The organism is Neobacillus phoenicis, from assembly GCF_047302305.1.
In the GTDB taxonomy this organism is placed as follows: Bacteria; Bacillota; Bacilli; order Bacillales; family Cytobacillaceae; genus Neobacillus.
Map to the genome: position 1 here is coordinate 723,654 of NZ_CP154847.1, position 22,048 is coordinate 745,701.

A 22,048-nucleotide genomic window follows, 5' to 3' on the forward strand; every position below is an offset into this window, starting at 1 on the left:
GAACCATATTAATGGGTATGTACATTTTTTTGTTACACCTCGGAAAAGTTGAGAAGTTTCAAAGGTGGGTACGCAATGAGAGGTTCATTTTTTAAATATAAACCTAAGGGTGATAGTGATAAAAGAGAGTTTCAGGAACAAGCACCATTTTCAGGGGACCTAGGAGCGGATATTGCTTTAATCAAATCAATATATTCTTTCCCTGAGAATAAGGACTTTATGGTACGAGAATTTCAGGTTTATTCCTTGAAAAAACAAGCTGCACTATTTTATATTCCTTCATTAGCAGATTCAAAGGTAATCGATGAGGAAATTATCAAGCAGCTTGTCACAGGGGAAAAAGCAATTAAAGAGCTCCCTTCATTAGTCAGTATAAGCGCAGTGAAAGAGGAGCGGATGGTCAAACAAGCCATCGACGATTTAAATGTAGGCGACACCTTGCTTTTACTAGAGGGTGAAAAGAGTTCCTATGTGATGAAAACAGCCATGGCTGCAGGTAGAAATGTAGAAAAACCGCAAAACGAAACGACTTTATTGGGTCCAAAAGAGGCGTTTAATGAAAAAGCGGATACCAATATCTCGCTTATCAGAAAAAAGATTCATAGCAAAGATTTTATGGTAGAAAAAATAATTGTAGGTAGTCGATCCCATAATGAAATATACCTTGTTTATAACAAAGAGTTGGTGGGTGAACGACTTTTAAAAGAGGTAAAACAGCGAATTGAGTCCATCGAAAAGGATGCTGTGCAAAATCTTAGCCTATTAGTACAATACATTGAAGACAGAAAATCGAGTCTATTACCTACTATTTTACAAACAGAACGACCGGATCGAGCGGCATCTTTTATAGAAGATGGATATATAACCGTATTGATGGACAATTCACCCTTTGCACTAATTCTACCAGCAACTTTTTGGTCTTTTTTCCATTCAGCAGACGATCATTATTTCCGATTTGCTTATGGGAATTTTACAAGGTTCCTTAGAAGTATCGCTATTTTTATCACCTTGTTTGTTCCATCCATTTATATTGCTATTACTAATTATCACGTCGAAATGATTCCAACAGATTTACTTTTAGCGATCGCTGGTGCCAGGGAGAAAGTTCCTTTCCCTGCCATATTGGAATTGTTAATCATGGAATTGTCCTTTGAGTTAATACGAGAAGCCGGTATTAGGGTTCCCTCGCCAATCGGACCCACGATTGGGATCGTAGGCGCCCTTATTTTGGGTCAGGCAGCTGTTGAAGCAAACATTGTAAGTCCCATTGTCGTCATCGTTGTAGCGTTAACAGGGTTATCTTCTTTTGCTATTGGGGACGTCAATTTGAATTATGCAATGCGGATTGCCCGATTTATTTTTCTCCTTGCTTCTAGCCTGTTTGGCATCTTTGGGATGGTGGGTTGTTTTATTATGGGGTTATCGTATTTATCAGTCACGAAATCATTTGGAGTTCCTTATTTTGCTCCGTTAACACCAAATTATAGGTCTTCGAAGGATACCATATTCCGGAGAACGCTAAAAAATGAAAAGTTTAGACCTGCTTATGTGAAAACGGGTGACATCACAAAAGAATCCACTGAAAATGAGTAAAGTTAGGTGGTATCGTGGTTAAAGTTGAAAAAGATCAAATAGGTGGAAAAGAATTTTTGTCAATCATTGTTCTGCTAATTGGTACGAAGGCAGGGGATATGACAACTACCTTATTGTATGGGAAAGCTCTGAATGCCGCTTGGATGGTGGTTCTAGGCTCTTTTCTCGTTATGCTGCCAGCGTTGGTTATATTAAATCATGTTTTAGGGAAATTTCAGCAGAAAAACCTGATGGAAATTATCTACTTAACCTTTGGTAAGTATGTGGGTTTTTTGATCGGGTTTGGTTTATTTTCTATTGTTTTGTTTGCAACCGCAATCGATACAAGGAGTTATTCTGATCAGCTAATCACTATGAATTTTCCTAAGACTCCACTCTTCGCCTTATATGGAATTTTTCTTGTCATTTCTTTTTATTTAGCGAAAAAAGGGTGGGAATCCATTGGCTCCGTTGCATGGATGATTATCCCGTACATTATTATTGTGATGATATTATTGGGTTTTCTTTTGTTTGCACAAGGAGAAGTGAAGCGTATTTTCCCTTTATTTGGGCCAGGGAAAATAGAACTAGCGAAAATTAGCTTTTCTTATACATCTATTTATGGAGAGGCAGTGGCTCTTGCAATGGTCTATCCATTGGTAAAAAGCCGAGGAGTCTATACGAAAGGGATCCTACTTTCTTTAAGTATGACTGTCATGGGGATGGCTCTATTTTATTGTTTGTACAGCTTGGTATTTGATTATCGAAGTATTGATAAAATTACCTACCCCTTCAATGAAGCCACACGATTTGTATCCCTGGGAAGCAGTATTAAAAACATTGAAACATTGTATTTGACCTTTTGGCTTCTAGGGATTTTCATCAAATTTTCTATCTATTTGTATGTGCTAAGCAAAATATTCGGTTCTTTGTTTGGAATTGGTGAATTTGAACAAACAATTTTTCCACTTACAATCCTTGTGTTGCTGATTGGTATGATGCCTGAGAACCAAATTGAGAATGTATTCGTTTTGAGAGATAAAATGCTAATCTATTCAAAATACTTTTTCTTAACGTTACCACCCCTTCTTTGGCTGACGATCAAGGTGAAGGAGGTTATGAAAAGATGAGAGGTAAGAGAATCTCCCTTTTTGTCATTTTACTATCTCTTTTTTTGACGGGGTGTTGGGATAAGAAAGAAGTCGAAGAGATGTCTTACGTGGTGGCGATTGGCCTGGATATGCCGAGTAACATTAATTTAAAGAAAGAACAAGCACTTGATGTTACCTTCCAATTTGCCAACCCAAAAGCAAGCGCTCAAACGGCCGATAGCGGAGGGGGAGCAGAACAGGCAAAGCGGGATATTATAACGTTAACCGCACCTGATTTTGTCACGGCTAAAAATACGGCCAATTCCTTTGTCACTAGGCAAGTGTCCTTTACTCACACGATGGTTATTGCGGTATCAGAGGAATTAGCGAAACGGCCAGAATTTTATAATTTTATTACTACTACTTTAAAAGAAAGAGAAATTCGCAGGGAAACGAGTCTTCTAGTTACAGAAGGGAAGGCTGCTGATTTTATCAAAAATAATAAACCGGAAATGGGCGTTCAACCCCACAAATATTTTCAATTTATTATCGATCGTTCCGTTGAGACGGGGATGGTTCCTCATTCCACACTCAATCGGTTCGTCAATATCACTGACGCTGATGGTGACTTATTTTTAGCCATGTATGGGTCTTATAAGAGTAAAGACGGACTAAATAACTTCAATGAAGAGGATAAATATAAAGCGGGTGAAGTGCCGAAGAAAGGTGGAAATCCTGTTCAATTTATTGGTTCAGCAGTTTTCAAAGAGGGACGGATGATTGGAAGGTTAAGCGGAGAAGAAACAAGAGCTTCTTTGTTGCTAGACAATACCTCAGAGATTGAAGATATGTTCGTTAGCTATCCGGATCCTCTCAAAGAAAGGTTTAAGATTAGTGCAAGAATTAGAAAGAAAGTGAGCACAGAGGTCAAAATGAAAAGGAGAAAGGGTCTTCCTCCTAAAATAGATGTGAAGGTTCCTTTGGAATTAGAGTTGGTCTCCATTCCAAGTATGATTGGGTACGGTGATGACTTGAAGAAGCAGAAAATATTAAAAGATAATATCGAGGGTTTACTGGAAAAAAGATTAACGAACTTGGTTCAAAAATCACAAGAAACATTCAAATCGGAACCATTTTATTGGTCATTGGAAATTCGCCCATTATTTAGTTCTGTGAAGGAATATGAATCCTGGGATTGGACGAAAAAAAACTTCCCCTATGCGGATATTCATGTAGAGGTAGATGTTCGATTTATTGGGTTCGGGAAACAGATCAAAGAGGGTAAATTGGAAAAGGTGAGAGACTAATGATGTTGATTTTGTGGACGATTGTCCTTTTAAGCTCTTTTTATAGCTTTGGCCATGCTTACTTTTTACTAAAGGGAAAAAATAGGTTGGGGGCGGTCGGTGTATTACTTGTTGGTTTATCCATATTAATTTGCCCATTTTTTATAAGGATGAAATAGTCTTGAGGGCAAAGAGAACACATAATGAGGAGGATCCACACATGAAATGCCCGGAATGTGATTATGTCAGTCAGAGTGATGTGGGAAGGTATTGCATTAATTGCGGCCATACCTTTTTGAAGGACGGAGAGACGCATCAGGATTCAAGCAGCCTTTTTTATGAATTTGCCACGTATGTTGATGCGGTTCCGAAGCAGTTCCGTTCGGTGGAGCCTAAATTCCAAAATATCTTCTCGCGGGTGTTCCGTAAGCATAGTGAACTGGAGGCGGAACGGCTTTTTATCGTAGGAACGGCCCTTACCACACCAAAGATTGGCGAGGTAAAGGAAACGTGGCCAAAGCCTTGGTTGTTTGCAAGAGTCTTTCTATTTGCCCTTCTTGCTTTTATAGGATTATACCTGGGTGTGAGCTATTTCAAAAATATCAACTTTATACCGGGGCTAATTATTGTCGGGGCGTTTGCCGTTCCCATCTCGACGCTGATCTTCTTTTGGGAGATGAACGCACCCCAGAATATTGCGATCTATCGAATCATTTATGTAGTCTTTATCGGCGGCATCCTTTCTATGCTAGTGGCACTGTTGTTTTTTAATATCCTAAAAAATAACATCAACCCGATTACGATTGGGATTGTAGAAGAACTAGCCAAAGCACTGGTCGTCATTTTTTTCGTGCGAACGAGAAAATACCGGTACACTCTCAATGGACTGCTGTTAGGAGCTGCGGTCGGAGCGGGCTTTGCGGCATTCGAAACGGCTGGTTATTCACTAAGGGCTCTATTATCCGGCAGTTTCCCTGGCCTGTATTCCACCATCCTGGTGCGCAGCTTCTTGGCTCCAGGAGGACATGTGGCGTGGGCCGCATTAACGGGAGCCGCTTTTTGCCGGGTACAAGGAAACCACAAATTTGAGCTGAGCATGTTGCTAAAACCAAGGTTTATCCGAGTCTTCGCTCTTGTCGTGTTAATGCATGCTTTATGGGACACCCCAATACCAGGTATATTTCCAGTTGGACAAATCTTCCTGATGCTCGTATCATGGATTGTAGTTTTTCTGATGATTCGAAGGGGCTTAAAGGAAATCGCCACGAAGAAAGTACAATTGAGCAGCGTTCCTTTTGAGCCTACATCCTAAGGGAAGAGGGGAAGGGTCGTCAAAAAAAGCTGAGTTAAACAGAGTCAAAAATAAAAAGGGCTATTGAAGCCCTTTAATTTGTTTTTCATTAGGCTGTGTTAAAGAACAGTGTTGATTTTTATTACCTGTTGATTGGAGCGGAAACAACAGTCAAGTTTAACAGAGCCTTTCATTAAAATAAGAATAACACCTAAATATTCTCTTGATTTTTATAAAAAATTAAAAACTTATAAAACAAAAGTGTGAGAGATAGAACCACGATATAAATGGGCAAAGAAAAAACTAACTTCCAGCCTGTATAGACAAAAACATGCAATTTTACTAATAAAAATTCAAAACCAACACTAAAGAAAGACCAAATGACTAGATAGACCACTAACTTAGGGCCTTTTAAGTTGAAATACTCATAAATATTAATAAAAAGAAAGCCGAAAGCAGGAAAAACCCCGTATAATGCGACGTCAAAGAGTTCGTATTTACTTGAATCGGTTAAATCATAAAGATTGAAGGGTTTCACTGCCATTGTATGGTCCATTACTTTTGGAAAGGAGATACTTAGTAAACAAATTAGAGGTGTAATTTCTTTAGACATTCTATTTGGCAATAGTTTAAATACTAAAAAGTTGAAAAGGATGCCAATGAGTATGGTCCACTCATTGGCATCAAACTGCTTTGGAAAGTAAAGGAGCATATTAATACCTCACTAAACGTTTTTTATGATACCAAAGCCAAGAGAGATAGGTGAGTAAAATAGTAAAAGTCCATTCTAGTAGGGCTGAACCAAAACTAAAATGTTTATTAATTAGGATGCCTAAATGAATGAATATAAACTCTAAAACAGAAATCAAAAGGATATTTATGCAAAAAAGAAACACTTTTATGAAAACGGTGTTTATCCTTAAGTGAATATCTAAAAAAATTACAATAATCAAGGGATATAAAAGAAGACGTTTAAAAAAATGCATCCAAAAATCACTTTGAGTTTGTGATAGGCCAAGAACTTTTAAATTTACAATCAAAATAGAAGAAACCGAATGTGTTATTAACCAAACCGTCATCCAAATAAACAAAATTTCAAATAGGTGAAGCTTTTTTTTATAGCTGCAAAAGGATATGATTAATACCACCAAAATATAGATAAATATGGATATGGTCATTAGTTTTCACCTGAAATAAATGTATTAAATACATTTTTCCTTTTCAAAGACTTAGTTATTCGAAAAGATGTCTCGATAAAAAAATATTTGCCAAGTATAAATCGATTTGTCATGAATAAAAAAGTTTGTAAAATTGTCCTCCCCTAAACACTCGGGGCAAGGGACACAGCAAAGAGGCAGAAGGAAGTTACTTCAGCCTCTATATTTATTCCACCCAGATTCTAAGGAAAGAAGGGACGGTTTTGATTACTTACAGTTGCATCCATCACGTAAGTCTGACAGTGACAGATTTGGAAAAAGCTAAAGACTTTTATAGTAGAATTCTGTGTTTAAAGGAAATACCGCGTCCGGCTTTTGATTTTCCAGGCGCCTGGTACGAAGTCGAGGGCCAACAGCTTCACTTGATAGTTGATCCTTCATCGCAGACGATTCGTCAGGATAAACGCTTATCCAGCCGAGAAGGTCACTTTGCCCTTAGAGTGGCGAACTACTATGACACTTTGGAATGGTTGAAGCAGAAGGAAGTGGAAGTACTTGAAAAACCACACGGAAAAAGTGGATTTGCACAAATTTTTTGTGCCGACCCGGATGGGAATTTGATTGAGCTAAATGTGGATCAAAAAGATCTATAAAGTAGGGAGCGCTACTACTAACGGGTTCCGTTACCTGCCGCTAATTAAAATGAGTGCCAAATTGCAGATGAATTTGACACTCATTTTTTATTGCTATAGAGCTATTTATACGGGATTTCCCTAAAATCCCCATAGGAAAATGTACAGGATTTGTAGGGGTACACTGGCTTTTTTATCCTTACAATTTTGGTTGCATTTTGGCATACAAATCGTCTTTGTATATCTTAACTACCACACTAATATTCACGAAAAACCTTCTTATCCTTTACCGTTTTTCGATAGGTTTTCATTAGAAAGTTAAATACAATTGTTGTTAATAATTGAGTGAACAAATAAACAAGGAATGAATAGCGGCTAGCCCAATCTTTATATACAAAAACCTTAAAGATTTTCGCCAATTCCTCAAACACAGTCCCGAATGTTGACCAACACAAAATAAATAATGGAATAAAATAACCTCTAACATTAAACTTGTCGTATAGATAAATATACAAGTATCCCGAAATTGGATACATGCCCCAAGTTAGAATTTCAGTGAGGGTTAGCCATGGCTCAATGTTTGTATCGTATAAATCTATTGGGGGAGCTCCTATAGTATGATCTAAACCCAAAGCAATTGCTAAACTCATGGTCATGATAAGTATTGTCACGGTTATAGGTAACCGTTGAGGAAGCCGATATACTAAAAAGATACCCAAGAGAAAAAATATAATATTAAACCACAGGTTAATATTTTGTTGACTCATAATATATCCCATCTTTTCTCATTAGATATCGAATGCACCGAACCGATAATAGGGCAATAATTAATGGGATTGCTTTGAAAGGTGTATACCATAACATCCCTACTGAACTGAAACGTATAACTCCCAATAAGTGGAGTGCAAATCCTGCCAAAAAGAAAATTGCAAGAGTCACAAGATAACACAAGTATCTCAAAATGGCGTGTTTTACCGCGAGTGACTCATCGAGAATCCATGTAATAATAAGAGGACATATTACTTCAGTATAAATAATACGAATAATGGCTAGTTCTTTGTTATCGGATACAGTAATCCAATGTTTATTTATCAGAAAAAACGAGTAGATTGGAGAATTTACTGCGGTTACACTAAACCAGATGGCTAACAATTCGAACAGATGAATATTCTTAGGCTTAATCCAGAAGGAAGTTAATGATAAAACGGCAAAGGCAATTACCCCAATTAAAAACATTATCTTATGGTTCCTTTCATTTACATTTTGCCTAATTTTTTTTCCTAGTAATTATGCTGTTGTAACTAATATTCCATATTAAACTATTTATAATGCATCCTAAATTGTGTAGTAGCTTTAAAAGCGGGCATTTCACTCACGATTCAAAAAGGGGAATTTGTTTCTATTGTAGGAAAGTCAGGAAATGGGAAGTCAACATTAATCAACATGATTTTTTATTGCTATAGGGGGAGTTTTGTTGAATAAGCAATATTGCCCATTTCGGTATCGTTCCATACTTTTTGCTTATCCGTTAAGAGATAAGAATTAATATTCCAATCATTTTTGTACATAACTATGAAAAAAATAAAGGAGTATTGAGTAAGAATGGAACATAACCCGAAGCTAAGTAACCGAAGCATGGATGATATTTTAGTACCTGAAGCGTATCAAGACTGGTACTTTACCCAGTATTTTAAAGCAAATCTCCAAAAAGTTTATGAGTTAATTCAAAGTTAAACAAAGAGGAAGGAAGATTGATTTATACCTCTTTCTTCCTTTTCTTTTTAAAAAATGTCACGGGGAATTTGTTTCTGCGAGGCGCAATGAATATAAAAATAAATCGGAAGATCGGCAGTCGTTAACTCGTCGATATTTTCAACATCCACCGTGTTACTTGGCAAGAATGCTAACCCTTTCCCTTGAGCGACGAATTCTCTTATTAACGAATAAGAATCCACCTGATGGAGTTTTCGCTTGGAGAGTCCATGCTCCTCCATGAAGGCAACGGTATGCATGCGAAAAGGACACTGTGTATCATGACTAACGAAAAAGAACTCATCGGCATAATTAGGAACAGGTCCACCCTTTGCTTTTTGCAGACTCATTGAAAGCATGGTGCGGAATACCTCTTCCAACTCAGGATTCGCATGATTCGTGTAGGTAATGATCATATCTGCTTTTTGTTGAAGTAACAATGGCTGCAATTGACTGCTATGATCAATAATTAACTGATACTTCATAAAGTCTTCTTGAATCCGGTCCTTTAAGTAAGCGGACAAAATGGATTGGGATGTGCCAATACGGTACGTCTCCCCGCCGATTTTAATTTCACGCTTGGCTTCATCTACTAAATGTAAGATGCGGTTCGCATACTCCAACAAAATTTCTCCAGATGGTAGTAACGAAATGCCTTTGTGATTCCGATGCAATAAAGGGGCCTCTAGCTCTTGTTCGAGTTTCTTGATTCGTTCGGATACATTCGGTTGAACATACCCCAATTCTTTGGCCGCTTTCGTGATGGACCCTTCATCAACTACCGTTTTAAATATAATCAGATCATTTAACTCCATTTCACTCAACCCCATCATTTAAAATGATGCCACTCATCACTAACACCTATTTTACATCATCAAACCCAAAAGTTACCATTGTTTTAAAGAGAATAAGAGGAGTGGTACGTATGATAGGCATGCAATATAAGGTTATTTTACCAACGGATTACGATATGGATATTATTAGACGGCGAGTGCGCGAAAATGGGCATAAGACAGATGGATTTCCGGGGCTGTTGTTTAAGGCCTATTTAACCACTGAATCGGAGAAAAACGGCGGCTTATACAATTCCTATGCACCCTTGTATATTTGGAATACTGGACAAGGGATGAATTCCTTCGTCTTCGACGGGTATTATGATAATATTTTAGCCTCATTCGGATGGCAGCATATTAACATTGGAGTTCCTTTGAATGTATCCTTGGAAGAGAATTTTGCTAAAAGTAGATACGCGGTTGAGTATGCGGGGAACATTTCGCAGCAAAAATCATTAACCGATGTTTCATTCACTTTAGTGGATCAATTTGTACAAAATCCAGAACAAAAAGGTGGGGACTTTTTAATTTATAATCCTGATAAATGGGGCTATAGCCATTTCAGCTTTTTTCAAGAAAAACCAGAAGTGGACCAATCTAGCAATCTAACCATCTATGAAATTTTACACATCTCACAATAGAAGTGAAAATAAGCCGACCAGTGATGTCGGCTTATTTTCGCGTTAATAAAAAGGGAGCCGTGCAAATGACGCCGACCAGGTAGAGGACGACGGCAAAATAGGCAGGTAGTAGATGGACGAAATCTGTATAGGAAATGACAAAATGCGTGATTAGTCCGGATAAAAAGGCGGGTATGGCACCGAGTGTAAACGTCCACCAAACCCAGCGTTCCCCTTCGCGAATGCCCCATAAGGCCAGCATCAAGACAAGCAGTCCCACACTTAACAAGGCGCTGCCGAACCCAGCCCGGTCATGGGCAATCAAGGGGATTAATCGGTCATTGAACTCATTGAGCATGTCTGGCGTGAGACATAAATAAGTCAGATCGGTGGGAACAAAAACAGTCGATGCTCCAATGACGGAGATGACGCCGCCGCCAATCGTTAAGGCGAATCCGAGTATGATGAAGGATAATTGCCCAATCAAGCTCCATTTCCATTGCTGATGATTGAAGCGGTTAATACTTGTAGGTGTCTCGTTCGCCGCTCGTGATTTTACATAGCCCAGAATAAATAAAGGTAATAAAACCAGCCAAAACAATCCATGAAGCCAGTCGAAATAGCCGTAGCCGATAAATAAGAAAATGCCAAGGAACCCAATCGTACCGGCAATATTGACGGCTTTCCTTGCCCAATGGAGGCCGTGCCTAATTCCATGCCTCGCTAGCTGCATGTAGATGATTCCACCCGAAATCATGGTCCCGGAAAGGGTCATCCGGTCATGGGCCATAAAGTATAAGATGGCCGGATTGAAACCGAGAAGGTCGCTTCGAATCATGCCTAAAAATGACTCATCGTATGGAAGAATAATCGATGTCATGCTGAAAAACAGGGCAATGAAGCCGGCGATAGTGATCGCCAGTCCAAACAGCCAATACCACAGCCAGCCCTCTATCTTCACTGACTCCTTCGGCAAGCTGTGGCTGTAGGCCTCATTGATTCGCTTCGGCAAGCCAGGTCCGGAAAAAACATACTCAAAGCCAAGCATCACTAGGGAAGCACCCTGTTCCAATAAGACGACCCCATCCTGTGGTTCTCTAATTCCACCTGACGTAATGATGGGGACGTCTTCACCAAGCATTTTTCTTAATGCCACGAGCGTATCAAGTTGGCATTCTTCAAGGAGGATTCCGCTAGGTTGATAGTTTTCTAGCTTAGTTATGTTGTCTGCTGAATAGGCTAATATAACGGGTTTATTTATTTTTTTTCGAAAAAGAAGATAGTGGTCAGCTGAAGGAAAAGCATCGTTGTTGACGATAAACCCATCGCTAAACGGGAGAAGCTCTTCGCAAATCTGCTCAACTTCTTCCAAAGATCCCTCGGCCCTTATGAAAAAAGGGACTTTCTTCTTTTTCAAAGAGTGAAGGTTATCTTTAACGGTAGATAGCTTGATAGAAAAATTGGTCAAACTCAGGGTCTGTTCTTGAACGTCCAAGTCGTCCTTCCCAATTGAACCGTGAAGGGAGACCGGTCCAATCTCGATGAAGCCGAATCCAAGGTTTTGAAAGGCTTGAAGCCCAGATAGTTGCGGGTCGATTTTGCCACTTAGTCCAACCGGCGTAGCAAAGGGAAGGCCAAATGCCTGTTTCTCTAGCTTTTTTGAAGGGGTCATGTGGCCAAGGAATTCAATTAATTTTTCCCCGATGAAGGTCGATGATAACAGACTCATCCCGCGATGAATAAACTCCCGGCTAAAGGACGGGGGCAGTTGATGAAGAATCGGTTTGAATAGCGTATGATACGACCAATCTGGCATGGGTAGTCACCCCTTTTGCTAAAATTTGCACACTTTTGGTGGTTACTTGATATTTTACTATATTTTGAATCGGAATTAAGGAGGAAAAAGGAAATGAGGAAACGTGTGTATATATTTTTCGCTTTCATGCTTCTCTCTATAGTTGCCTGCACGAACATACATGACCCCAATTTATCTGTGGAGGTTCACATTTCAGAGTTAAGTAAGAAGGAATTTAGGATGGTTGGAACGAAAGGTTTTGATCATCCTACTATCAATGACTTTAGAAAGTTTACTTTAGACGTAAAGATGGACCCTACCGATGAAATCACCGCTCGCACCATTCATATTCCAAATGGGCTGGAAAGGGTAATTAATACCATCGATAGGGAAAGATATTCTTATGGTGGTGGCTTTGAGCAGGATAATAAAGGGGAGAATTTTGCAAAGTATAGACAAGAGTTTGTCTTTTACTCTAAAGGGCTGAGTGAAAGTGACATAAAGAAGGCCTTCGATTCTGCTGTCATAAGGGTGTCTTGGGTAGATCGGAAGACTGTGACAAAAGAGTTTGTTATCGGTGATATTATTCAATTTAACTAGGAAAAGTAGGGGTTGGCATGAGTATAGTTTTGGCATTATTGGCAGCATTGTTTGCGGCAATCACCGGGATATTAGCCAAAATCGGAATGGAGAACGTTAATTCTAACTTAGCCACAGCAGTTCGAACCATCGTTGTGGTGGTGATGGCTTTTATCGTTGTTTTAGTTACCCATCAACTTCATACGATTTCTACGATTACCAATAAAGCCATGCTGTTTATAGGGCTTTCGGGCATTGCCACTGGTTTGTCCTGGCTGTTCTTTTTCAGGGCGTTGGCGATTGGGGAAGTGTCGAAGGTCGTTGCTATTGATAAGTCCAGTATTGTGCTGACCATTATTTTATCTGTGCTTGTGTTGGGAGAGCCTGCTAAAGCCATGGTCATTGCGGGTGGGGCCATTATTTCCATAGGTACCTTTATTTTAATTGGAAGAAATGAAGAGAAGAAACGATTTACGGGCTCGCAACGCTATATTGTCCATGCGATTATAGGAGCTGTGTTTGCTGCGTTAACGGCTATTTTAGCAAAAATAGGACTGGAAGGGGTCGATTCGAATGTCGGTACTTTCCTGCGGACCGTTGTCATCTTATTTTTTGCATGGGGGATTGTATTGTTTCAAGGGACCTTTAAGGAGTTGTGGCGGATTTCCAAAAAGGGCTATCTTTTTCTTATCCTATCAGGTGTGGCCACCGGTCTGTCGTGGCTGTGCTATTTTGCCGCGATTGCCTTGGGGGATGTTTCGGTCGTGGCACCCATCGACAAATTCAGTGTCGTGCTGACGATGGTGTTGAGTTTTATCATTTTAAAAGAGCGAGTGGCCAAGCATAAGATTTGGGGCGGAGTCCTTATTACGGGTGGGACGATTGTTTTGATTTTATAGGGGGTTTTGGAACTTCGGACCGAGTGGGATGAAAAGCAAGCAACATAGTCAGAAGCCGAGACAACTTCGGACAGAGTTGAAGGAAAAGCAAGTAACATTGTCAGAAGTCAATGAAACAGGATAAGATTCAACTGACTTTAATAGAGTTCGCAGCAACCTTTCTCGTCGTACCGAGAAGGAATCGAGCTTATAGAACCTCTCTATGCGACCTTTCTCGTCGTACCGAGAAGGAAAAGGGTTCATAGAACCTCTCTATGCGACCTTTCCGGTCGTACCGAGAAGGAAAAGGGTTCATAGAACCTCTCTATGCGACCTTTCCCGTCGTACCGAGAAGGAAAAGGGTTCATAGAACCTCTCTATGCGACCTTTCTCGTCGTTACAGAAAGTAATCGGGCTCATAGAACCTCGCTACGCGACGTCTTTTTAACTTTGAGCGACGATTTTTCCACTGTAAGCTGTTGGCAGGCAGGGCAGAATAGGTTAAGGAGAGTGTTATGGTAAACTTAAATAAATAAAATTTATAAAGTGAGGAATTTGATGGGTACGAATAAAAAGAATAAGACGAACAAACTTAGAATGATTTTAAGAGGATTAATGGTCATCCTGGGCGGATTTATTGCGGCCTATGGACTCGAAACGGTATTAATCCCAAACAACGTATCTGATGGAGGCGTGACGGGCCTTAGCATCGTTGGCTCCGAACTGTTTGATTTACCACTAGGAATTCTCATTGCCGTGTTGAACCTCCCCTTTATTTGGTTAGGTTATAAACAGATTGGTAAAAGCTTCGCGATTTTTTCTGTGATAGGAATCATTTCCCTAGCAGTTGGGACAAGCCTGTTGCATCATACTCCGGCCATTATTGAAGGGGATACCTTGCTGATTACCGTGGTTGGGGGGATCATCCTCGGTTTTGGGATGGGGTTAGCTTTGCGTAATGGCGGAGCATTAGATGGAATTGATATGCTTGCCGTCCTGCTCTCGCGGAAATTACCGTTTGGGACAAGTGATCTCATTCTCTTTTTAAATACCTTTGTATTTATCTTCGTTTCTACCGTGTTCGGTCTCCAAGGCGCCATTCTATCGGCCATTGCCTACTTTATCGCTTCAAAAGTCATACATATTGTTGAAGAAGGTTTAAGTGGATCGAAAACCTTTCAAATTATCACCACGCAGCCTGAATCAATGATCGAGACCATCCGTGACCGCCTGGGCCGTGGAGCAACGTATAAGGAAGCGTACGGCGGGTTCACCAATGAAATGTTTAAAGAAATCACCTGTGTTATTAACCGCTTAGAAGAAACCAAGCTAAAGGAAATCATCAATGAAATTGACCCGAAGGCCTTTGTTACTGTCTATGACGTAGCCGAAGTAAAGGGCGGCAATTTCAGAAAGCATGATATTCATTAAATTAGAGTTCAAGCAAGACAAAAAACGGGTTTACTTACAGAGTGCAAGCTGTAAAAAGTAGGTCAAATCTCTGATTTGTTTTCACAGTTCCTCGCCATTTCATTAACAGGAAAAATCATATTAGGATTTGAAATTCATAACCAGGATGAAAGACAATTTTCATGTTAACCCACCGAATTTTGTCCTTCATAACGCGGATGAAAGACAATTTTCATGTTAACCCACCGAATTTTGTCCTTCATAACGAGGATGAAAGACATTTTTCATGTTAACCCACCGAATTTTGTCCTTCATAACGCGGATGAAGGACAATTTTCATGTTACCCAACTGAATTTTGTCCTTCATAACGCGGATGAAAGACATTTTTCATGTTAGCTAACCGAATTTTGTCCTTCATAACGCGGATGAAAGACAATTTTCATGTTACCCAATCGATTTTTGTCCTTCATAACGCGGATGAAAGACAATTTTCATGTTACCCAATCGATTTTTGTCCTTCATAACGCGGATGAAAGACAATTTTCATGTTAACCCACCGATTTTTGTCCTTCATAACCTGGATGAATAAATTTTTTATTTGGTCGATTTTAATACAAACCTCAAATCACATTTATTTCACACACAACTTCCAATTATTTTTTCAGTAACCCGTTAGCAAAAAAGGTGGGCTTATTTCACTTCTCTCAAGCCCTTCCCATCAAGAATCTCTTGAATCCCTTCTTCGCAAACCCCGTAGGAACGCCAGTGGCAGGTTGAACAGACGGTTTGAATATCGGTGGGAATGACGTGCTTTTGGATCCGGGACTCAATGTCCTCCCATTTCAGTTTCTGTCCGATGTGAAGACCCATTTTTTCTAAAATAACCGCATCCCTCTCAAAGAGATTGGCGTCCTGACAGTGGTAGTCCCCTGTGTTGGGGTACTTTTCACACAATTGATCAGGTCCCTTAACAAGCTCAATCAAAGTCTTGGGGTTTTTTCGTAAATCCTGATGCAAACGCGTCATATTTTCCACGTATTCTTGGGAATAACCCATTCCCCGATAGCCCAAAAGGCAAAAAAGATGATGTCCACGTAGCTTATACATAATAAACCCCCAGTTCGACAGGTATTAATATATTAAAAGTTAACTAAAATGGTTGTTTGGTTGACTTATGATTTTTATCATAACATTCAAAAAAAAATATTTCATCGATTAGTTTAGATACTAAGTATCTTTTTTAAGTTATTATTCGTTTTATAATAAAAGAGATTACGTATGGGGGGATTTTGATGGAAAAGGTACTTATTCTTGGAGCAAGCGGTCTTGTAGGAAGAGCTTTATTAGATGAATTTAGAGATGGATTTGACCTCTATGGAACATATTCTTCTACGTCAACCAGTCTTCCCGAAGGTAAGCAGTTTAATTTAGAACTTCAACAAACCGATGAGTTGAGAGAAGTTATATGCACAATTAAACCCGACATTGTGATTTCTTGCATAAGAGGAGAGTTTGAACATCAGCTCACGTTTCATAAAGAATTGGCATTGGAATTACGTGGGAGTAGTACCCATTTGTATTACTTTTCTACTACTAATGTGTTTGATGGGGACTATTCAAAGCCACACGCTGAAACAGAACTCCCTATTGCCGAATCAGATTATGGGAATTTCAAAATCAAATGCGAAACTATGTTAAAAGAGATTTTAGGTGAGCGTGCGATAATCATCCGAATCCCAGCGATATGGGGTAAGAATTCTCCAAGATGGAACTTATTTAAAGAAAGCATAAAAAAGAATAAAGTGATCGATGTGTACAGTAATTTGGTATGTAACAATCTTTTGGATGTTCAGTTAGCAAAACAGTTGAGGTTCATTATTAAAAATAAGCTAAAAGGTATTTTTCATTTAGTTTCAGAAGATATGATGACTCATGGCCAATTCTATGAACAGATAATAAGTGCGGTTGCAAGTGATACGAGTCTATTGCGATATAGACTTTTTCAAGATAGTGCAGAAATATGTTATTTTGCCTTGAAATCAAATCGGGAGGATATACCGAGTTCGCTGCAGATCAATAATAAAGAGATTATTTCATACTTATTGGGTTAAAAAAGAATGCCCCTGGCTAGTTAACCAAGAGCGTCTTCCCACTTTCATCGAAAGCATGCTTATAGTCAAACGCAAAAGGAGTTGCTCCATGCTGAATATAATGGTTGTATCTCTGGAAAGCCTCTTCCCAGGATACATCTTTCACCTTCTCCACCCACCACACCACATATGTAGGTTGTTTCTCTTGATGAGGTTCAATCCACTTGTTCCTGTCTCGAAGCGCTTGCTTATGTTTACCTGAATAGGTAAAACGATATAAAGATTGAAGGCTTCTCCATACTGTTAGTGTAAGAATAGGAGCACCCTCACCTTTGACCACTTCCTCAGGGAATGGCACTCCTTTAGGTGAGAATTCCTCAATAAGATGCCCTGATATAGCAGCCTGTCTCATTACTTTGTATCCAACTTCATAAAACTCACGTGAGGCAGGATGTTCATAAGGATGTTTTAGCCTACCAACAGTATAGATTGCAACAAAAGCCATAACGACCTCCCCGTTTCTATCTTTTCCTAAATATATTCATGCAAGGCTGGACTCATTCATAAGGAGTTTGGGGACAGTCCCCTTTCTTTGAAAGGAGGAGTTTCTTAAACAGAAGTGGAAATAAATCATAATTATTTATTATTAAAGGAGAATGGGTATGTGGAAAGAATTTGTTATGTCTGTATCAAAAGAGCATCACTTTAGGGACCCTGCAACAACGTTTGAGATTTCTCAAATTCAAAAAGAACTAAATGTTGTTGATTTACCAGATGAACTAGCTGGCTTGTTGAATGAAACAAATGGTGTTTTCGATCATTGGAATTGTCCTTTGATATGGTCAACTACTCAAATTCTTAAAGACAATCTATTTTTTAGAAATTTTGAAGATTATAAGGATATGTATATGCCGTTTGAAAATCTATTGTTTTTCTCTGATGCGGGAAATGGCGACCTATTTTTCTACGCCATAGTAAAGAACGGAACCATTGAAAAAACAGATATATATGTGTGGAATCACGAAGATGATAGTCGAACCTGGGTTGCTGCTTCATTAAAACATTTTATGGAGGGGTGGATGACTGGTAAGATTGGGGTTTGATTGGAACTCGGGGCAATGACAGGAGACTGTGGACTTTTTGATAGGAAAATAGGTAAATAAACCAAACAATCAATATTTCTATTTTTTTATAAGAGAAAAGTTCGCCACATAAGATAGAAAAGTAAAATTCTATTAAAGGAGGGAAATAAAGTGGAGAAAACGAATAATAAATCCATTGCTGCACTTACGTTGGGAATACTATCAATAATAGTGCCTTACATTGGTTTAGTCCTTGGTATTATTGGGCTTGTTTTATCATCTAAAAGTATTAAAGAGATTGATCATTCCAATGAAAATGGTAGAGGGTTGGCTATTTCAGGAAAGGTTTGTAGCATCGTGGGAATATGTCTTCACGCTCTTCTCATTTTACTAATGATTTTGTCAATCAGTCTTTTTTACATGACTGAATCTTCATAGTAATTAATACTATCCATGATTATAAAAAAGGATGAGAGTTTGAATAAAATAACTTCTTTATTTAGGAGTGTGAAAAAGCTGCAGATTTTGTTGATTCGTCACGGAGAATCGGAAGATGACTTTTTAGACCGAGGTTTTATCCAATACGTTTGGTTGTTCAGTTGAATACGTAGATCTCATTTAAGATAACAACAGGAATCAGAGATTAATGGTGTCAGGCACCTTCAAGGCACAGTTGCCCCGAACGGTGCCTGACATTACCGCTTCTTACGATTGCTCCACGTATTTTTTAAAATTGTCCAGAATCGCCTGCCAACCTTGTTGTTGCATCTCAATTGGATTTGACGTTTCTGCATCAAACATTTCGATTACATGGGTTTCGTTTCCTTGACCTTTAAAGGTGATTTGAACTTTTCTTCCATCGCCGAGTGTATAAGCGATCACCTCATGTAATTTCACTTCATCATAAATTCCACCAAAATCGAACCCAAAACTGCCATCTTTGGCTTCCATTCTTGAATGGAATTTCCCTCCCGGTCTTAGATCATTTTCAGCAATGGGTGTGTGCCAGTCGTCTGAAGCGCTATTCCATTTTTTTATATGTGTGGGCTCTGTCCAGTATTCCCATACCTTTTCAACTGGGGCTTGAACGGTTGTTTCGACTTTAACTTTTTTTGATGTTTCCATCACATCTACCGCCTCTCTTAGTACGATCTTTTTTAAGCGATGTGTCCACATTAGGTGCCTGACTTAATTGTAAAAGATTACGAAAATTCACGCCACTTATTCATTGTATCCTTTTCAAGTCATTGTAATTCGACTGTTCCCACATCATTTGTGGGCTTTATTTTATTAAAATAAAACGAGTTTGGCGACAAAAAAGGAATACTTTTCTAACACGAAGAATTATCTAAGGAAGAAACGACCTTGTTCCATTACTAACAGTCATTTAGAAATGGGGTTACGCTTAACATCTATTTGAATCAGAGTTCGAAAAAAGACAACAAAAATAAAACTAACCAAAAATTAGATGAAATTTACAATAACACAGATACTGAGATTCTTCGGGTTTTTAAAGACGGAGAAGAAACCTACATTCAAGCTGTGGGTGGGTAAGCTAAGGGGCCGTGAGAAGTGCGAAAAACAATGATATCAATCCTAATTTTTGCGATTGTATTGATTGGATTTTTTGTTTTTATTAAAGTTAATCCACCTTTAGAGACTGGAACCATTAGTATAGGTACTTCCGAGAATAAGCAAATTCTTATACTAGAAATAGGAAACAAAGGTTTTGGAGATATAAAGATTAAGAGAGTAGTGGTAAATGATAATGAAGAACTAGTGGATGCGAAAATCCAGGTAAGTAATCCCTTAAAGGGCTTCATTGTATCTGAGAATTTTGATGGTAAAGCCAAAGAGTACGGGATGACAGACATCAAAGATGTGAAGCTCCTGCCGCATACTTCGCCCTCGGAAAATTTAGAAACAGTAAACAACGGCACTGCCACTGAGAACGATAAAAGCTATGGCTTAACCGTAATGAACAGAAATCCTATATACGAAGTGAAGATCTACTATACTTACCTTGGGTTTTCCTTTGAAAAAAGAATTCCGATTGCGAAAAATTGACGCGTTTAATGGTTAAGAGATTGTGCTTCAGGGGGATGGGTTATGCTAAAAATTTCTGAACGAACAAAAACGGAAAAGCACTCTATGTAGGTACTGTTAGTGCACTATTAATAGATTTAATTATAGGGTGGGCAGGATATTCGGATACCCTCTTTGGAACGATTAGTTCCTGTATCTTAGCCGTTTTCGTTTTATTACTACTACTGGTGCTAAATAGAAAAAGACAGGGAGAACCCATGAAGAAATCTGTCTTTAAAGTTTGCTATATCATTTTGTGTACTTGTTTTTTACTATCTCAAATATTTAGAGAAGGTGTCATATTTATAGTCGCTCTTATCCTTGGTTTATCCTCTTTTGCCGTATTAGCGATCACTCTTCTAATTAAAGAGGACAATTGATTAATCATTTCGCGGGGACTACGTACCCCAGGCTAGTTCACAGCATCATTTCGTTGTTTCCTTAAAAGTGACCTTAATGACTTTTTCTGTAGTATTGTTAAATTCAATATCTACCAAAACGCCAAATTCTTTTTGTTGATCTTTTAACCATAATTTAAATTTCTCAGTTGATGTCCGAGAGCCACTAATTCGTCCGATATGGAGATAGTCATTAATCTGGGCATTCGGGTACTTCTCCTGTGTACTCTTCATTGCCAACTGTCCCCACTTAGCATAAGGAGGAATAGGCTTCCGTTGCGCGTATGAGGTATGAAGATAGCTTGATGAATAGATTCCACTTGAGCTTGAAACGAAAATAATGATCAAACAAATCAATAACTTTTTCATAGGAGTATCCTCTTTGTTTTTATTTTTATCTTTAGATGATTAATCATAATTTATGTACGAATTTTAGATGGGTGGATGGAAATGAATCAGCGATCTTACTTATTTCTAATAGGTTCGGTAATTCTCACGATAATCATCTTATGTGGATGTGGATACAATCATTTCGAAGATAAAATTATTGAAGATAATGACATAACAAAAATCACCATTTATAAGAATGGGGATAACGAAGGACCGTTTGTCATTAAAGATAAGAAGGTGATCAGTCAAATAATCCAAAAGATTAATTCGTCTCCGAGAAAGGACATTTCAAAAATAGTGTTTGAACGTGGGCCCGATGGAAGAATGATTTTTGAAGGTGAGAATTCGAAATTTGAAGTGGGAGTTTTTAGCGACTCAGGGAATGTAGTGACCAAAAAATACTATATTCATTCCGCCTTGAACCTAATGGAATAAAAACAATGTTGGGGACAGTCCCCCGCTGCTTTAAAGCGCTGGGGGACTGTCCCTCCTAGTACGGATGCTACAACATTTTTTGCAAAAAAAACCTGAAAAAAAGAGAGGAAACATCCTCTCTAAGTAATCTATCATGAAATTATTGTTTAGCTCTCTTTTTCAATCGTCCTACAAGAGGTACTACGATGATACCCGCTATGACGACCTGCATGATGTTTCCAGGGACCGAACCAAAAGGCTGAATCCAGTTTCCGTATAGAATCACTTCGGCAAAATAGTAGCCAACCACCTTGATGATTAGAGCAGTTGCAATAGCAAGAGAGTTCACAACGACCCTTTTACCAGGTACTTTCTCGGAAATAAGTCCGACTACGAAGCCCATCGCCCCAACAATGACAAAGGTAAATGGTGACCATAGGGCCCATCCAGAAATCACATCGAACAAGCCCATTCCGAAAGCGCCTGCTATGAATCCTGTTCGTTTGCCGTATACTAAGGCAGCTATAAAAAGAGGTACGTTACCCAAATGGATGAGACCTCCGTTACCCATTAATGGGAGCCTAATGTTAATGAACATTGTGGCTACGAGGGTTAAGGCGATAAAAAGTGCGTTGATGACGATAACTCTTGTTTTAGTTGTTCCTGGAGATGATAATGTTGTATTCATATGA

The 22,048-nt window shown here is 38.9% G+C and carries 25 protein-coding genes and 1 pseudogene; 16 read left to right on the forward strand and 10 right to left on the reverse strand.

Annotated elements, in window-relative coordinates:
• Nucleotides 1-75 precede the first annotated feature (75 nt).
• The 4 genes from AA0X95_RS03715 to AA0X95_RS03730 all read left to right on the forward strand — a co-directional run bounded on the left by AA0X95_RS03715 (nt 76) and on the right by AA0X95_RS03730 (nt 5,261).
• On the forward strand, nt 76-1,593 hold the full coding sequence (locus tag AA0X95_RS03715) for a spore germination protein (RefSeq protein WP_413305513.1): 1,518 nt from the start codon (nt 76-78) through the stop codon (nt 1,591-1,593).
• A gap of 14 nt (nt 1,594-1,607) precedes the next feature.
• Nucleotides 1,608-2,702 (forward strand): GerAB/ArcD/ProY family transporter, encoded by a 1,095-nt coding sequence (locus AA0X95_RS03720; RefSeq protein WP_413305516.1) that lies wholly within the window; start codon nt 1,608-1,610, stop codon nt 2,700-2,702.
• The gene (locus AA0X95_RS03725) at nt 2,699-3,970 is read left to right on the forward strand and encodes a Ger(x)C family spore germination protein (protein WP_413305519.1); all 1,272 of its coding nucleotides are present in this window, start codon (nt 2,699-2,701) and stop codon (nt 3,968-3,970) included. Before AA0X95_RS03720 ends, AA0X95_RS03725 begins: the two co-directional genes overlap by 4 nt.
• 199 nt (nt 3,971-4,169) lie before the next feature.
• Entirely contained in the window at nt 4,170-5,261 is a 1,092-nt protein-coding gene (locus AA0X95_RS03730; RefSeq protein WP_413305521.1) for a PrsW family intramembrane metalloprotease, read from the forward strand.
• Between the two features lie 190 nt (nt 5,262-5,451).
• On the opposite strand, the gene AA0X95_RS03735 is transcribed toward AA0X95_RS03730, so the two are convergent.
• Nucleotides 5,452-5,952: a hypothetical protein gene (locus AA0X95_RS03735; protein ID WP_413305523.1), complete on the reverse strand. Its 501-nt coding sequence runs from the start codon at nt 5,950-5,952 to the stop codon at nt 5,452-5,454.
• Between the two features lie 708 nt (nt 5,953-6,660).
• Between AA0X95_RS03735 and AA0X95_RS03740 the strand changes: the two genes are divergently transcribed.
• Nucleotides 6,661-7,050: a VOC family protein gene (locus tag AA0X95_RS03740; protein WP_413305526.1), complete on the forward strand. Its 390-nt coding sequence runs from the start codon at nt 6,661-6,663 to the stop codon at nt 7,048-7,050.
• Between the two features lie 236 nt (nt 7,051-7,286).
• On the opposite strand, the gene AA0X95_RS03745 is transcribed toward AA0X95_RS03740, so the two are convergent.
• Together AA0X95_RS03745 and AA0X95_RS03750 are read right to left on the reverse strand one after the other, a co-directional pair.
• On the reverse strand, nt 7,287-7,796 hold the full coding sequence (locus tag AA0X95_RS03745) for a hypothetical protein (RefSeq protein WP_413305529.1): 510 nt from the start codon (nt 7,794-7,796) through the stop codon (nt 7,287-7,289).
• Nucleotides 7,777-8,265 carry a hypothetical protein gene (locus AA0X95_RS03750; RefSeq protein ID WP_413305531.1) on the reverse strand — a complete coding sequence of 163 codons (489 nt, stop codon included), beginning with the start codon at nt 8,263-8,265 and terminating at the stop codon, nt 7,777-7,779. Before AA0X95_RS03750 ends, AA0X95_RS03745 begins: the two co-directional genes overlap by 20 nt.
• A gap of 96 nt (nt 8,266-8,361) precedes the next feature.
• Between AA0X95_RS03750 and AA0X95_RS03755 the strand changes: the two are divergent.
• Together AA0X95_RS03755 and AA0X95_RS03760 are read left to right on the forward strand one after the other, a co-directional pair.
• Nucleotides 8,362-8,478 (forward strand): annotated as a pseudogene (locus AA0X95_RS03755) (ATP-binding cassette domain-containing protein); the annotation flags it as partial.
• A 153-nt stretch (nt 8,479-8,631) separates the two neighbouring features.
• Complete coding sequence (locus tag AA0X95_RS03760; protein ID WP_413305533.1) at nt 8,632-8,763, forward strand: hypothetical protein; 132 nt, start codon at nt 8,632-8,634, stop codon at nt 8,761-8,763.
• A 47-nt stretch (nt 8,764-8,810) separates the two neighbouring features.
• Here the strand turns inward: AA0X95_RS03760 and AA0X95_RS03765 are convergent, their stop codons facing one another.
• The gene (locus AA0X95_RS03765; RefSeq protein ID WP_413305535.1) at nt 8,811-9,596 is read right to left on the reverse strand and encodes a LysR family transcriptional regulator; all 786 of its coding nucleotides are present in this window, start codon (nt 9,594-9,596) and stop codon (nt 8,811-8,813) included.
• A gap of 110 nt (nt 9,597-9,706) precedes the next feature.
• On the opposite strand from AA0X95_RS03765, the gene AA0X95_RS03770 reads away from it, so the two are divergent.
• A complete protein-coding gene (locus tag AA0X95_RS03770) occupies nt 9,707-10,255 on the forward strand; it encodes a DUF4865 family protein (protein WP_413305538.1) in 549 nt (182 codons plus the stop codon).
• Nucleotides 10,256-10,286: 31 nt separating this feature from the next.
• On the opposite strand, the gene AA0X95_RS03775 is transcribed toward AA0X95_RS03770, so the two are convergent.
• Complete coding sequence (locus AA0X95_RS03775) at nt 10,287-12,050, reverse strand: dihydroorotate dehydrogenase (RefSeq protein ID WP_413305540.1); 1,764 nt, start codon at nt 12,048-12,050, stop codon at nt 10,287-10,289.
• A 93-nt stretch (nt 12,051-12,143) separates the two neighbouring features.
• On the opposite strand from AA0X95_RS03775, the gene AA0X95_RS03780 reads away from it, so the two are divergent.
• From AA0X95_RS03780 to AA0X95_RS03790, 3 genes are all read left to right on the forward strand, one after another.
• Nucleotides 12,144-12,629: a hypothetical protein gene (locus AA0X95_RS03780; protein WP_413305543.1), complete on the forward strand. Its 486-nt coding sequence runs from the start codon at nt 12,144-12,146 to the stop codon at nt 12,627-12,629.
• Nucleotides 12,630-12,646: 17 nt separating this feature from the next.
• Nucleotides 12,647-13,507, forward strand: coding sequence for an EamA family transporter (locus tag AA0X95_RS03785; protein ID WP_413305545.1), 861 nt, complete (start codon nt 12,647-12,649; stop codon nt 13,505-13,507).
• A gap of 537 nt (nt 13,508-14,044) precedes the next feature.
• Entirely contained in the window at nt 14,045-14,917 is an 873-nt protein-coding gene (locus AA0X95_RS03790; protein ID WP_413305547.1) for a YitT family protein, read from the forward strand.
• A gap of 670 nt (nt 14,918-15,587) precedes the next feature.
• Here the strand turns inward: AA0X95_RS03790 and AA0X95_RS03795 are convergent.
• Nucleotides 15,588-16,004, reverse strand: a complete 417-nt coding sequence (locus tag AA0X95_RS03795) for a DUF1284 domain-containing protein (protein ID WP_413305550.1) — start codon at nt 16,002-16,004, stop codon at nt 15,588-15,590.
• 185 nt (nt 16,005-16,189) lie between these two features.
• On the opposite strand from AA0X95_RS03795, the gene AA0X95_RS03800 reads away from it, so the two are divergent.
• Complete coding sequence (locus AA0X95_RS03800; protein ID WP_413305553.1) at nt 16,190-17,008, forward strand: sugar nucleotide-binding protein; 819 nt, start codon at nt 16,190-16,192, stop codon at nt 17,006-17,008.
• A gap of 16 nt (nt 17,009-17,024) precedes the next feature.
• On the opposite strand, the gene AA0X95_RS03805 is transcribed toward AA0X95_RS03800, so the two are convergent.
• Nucleotides 17,025-17,492, reverse strand: coding sequence for a DUF3291 domain-containing protein (locus AA0X95_RS03805; RefSeq protein ID WP_413305556.1), 468 nt, complete (start codon nt 17,490-17,492; stop codon nt 17,025-17,027).
• A gap of 157 nt (nt 17,493-17,649) precedes the next feature.
• Between AA0X95_RS03805 and AA0X95_RS03810 the strand changes: the two genes are divergently transcribed.
• Entirely contained in the window at nt 17,650-18,090 is a 441-nt protein-coding gene (locus AA0X95_RS03810; RefSeq protein WP_413305558.1) for an SMI1/KNR4 family protein, read from the forward strand.
• A gap of 150 nt (nt 18,091-18,240) precedes the next feature.
• Entirely contained in the window at nt 18,241-18,507 is a 267-nt protein-coding gene (locus AA0X95_RS03815; protein ID WP_413305561.1) for a DUF4190 domain-containing protein, read from the forward strand.
• A 267-nt stretch (nt 18,508-18,774) separates the two neighbouring features.
• Here AA0X95_RS03815 and AA0X95_RS03820 read toward each other — a convergent pair whose 3' ends face one another.
• Nucleotides 18,775-19,194: an SRPBCC family protein gene (locus tag AA0X95_RS03820; RefSeq protein ID WP_413305564.1), complete on the reverse strand. Its 420-nt coding sequence runs from the start codon at nt 19,192-19,194 to the stop codon at nt 18,775-18,777.
• 447 nt (nt 19,195-19,641) lie between these two features.
• Here AA0X95_RS03820 and AA0X95_RS03825 point away from each other — a divergent pair, with 447 nt between their 5' ends.
• The gene (locus AA0X95_RS03825) at nt 19,642-20,136 is read left to right on the forward strand and encodes a hypothetical protein (RefSeq protein ID WP_413305567.1); all 495 of its coding nucleotides are present in this window, start codon (nt 19,642-19,644) and stop codon (nt 20,134-20,136) included.
• Nucleotides 20,137-20,579: 443 nt separating this feature from the next.
• On the opposite strand, the gene AA0X95_RS03830 is transcribed toward AA0X95_RS03825, so the two are convergent.
• Nucleotides 20,580-20,921 carry a YqzG/YhdC family protein gene (locus tag AA0X95_RS03830; RefSeq protein ID WP_413305570.1) on the reverse strand — a complete coding sequence of 114 codons (342 nt, stop codon included), beginning with the start codon at nt 20,919-20,921 and terminating at the stop codon, nt 20,580-20,582.
• A gap of 81 nt (nt 20,922-21,002) precedes the next feature.
• Between AA0X95_RS03830 and AA0X95_RS03835 the strand changes: the two genes are divergently transcribed.
• On the forward strand, nt 21,003-21,377 hold the full coding sequence (locus AA0X95_RS03835; protein WP_413305573.1) for a hypothetical protein: 375 nt from the start codon (nt 21,003-21,005) through the stop codon (nt 21,375-21,377).
• Between the two features lie 139 nt (nt 21,378-21,516).
• Here AA0X95_RS03835 and AA0X95_RS03840 read toward each other — a convergent pair whose 3' ends face one another.
• Entirely contained in the window at nt 21,517-22,044 is a 528-nt protein-coding gene (locus tag AA0X95_RS03840; protein WP_413305576.1) for an ECF transporter S component, read from the reverse strand.
• Between the last annotated feature and the right edge of the window lie 4 nt (nt 22,045-22,048).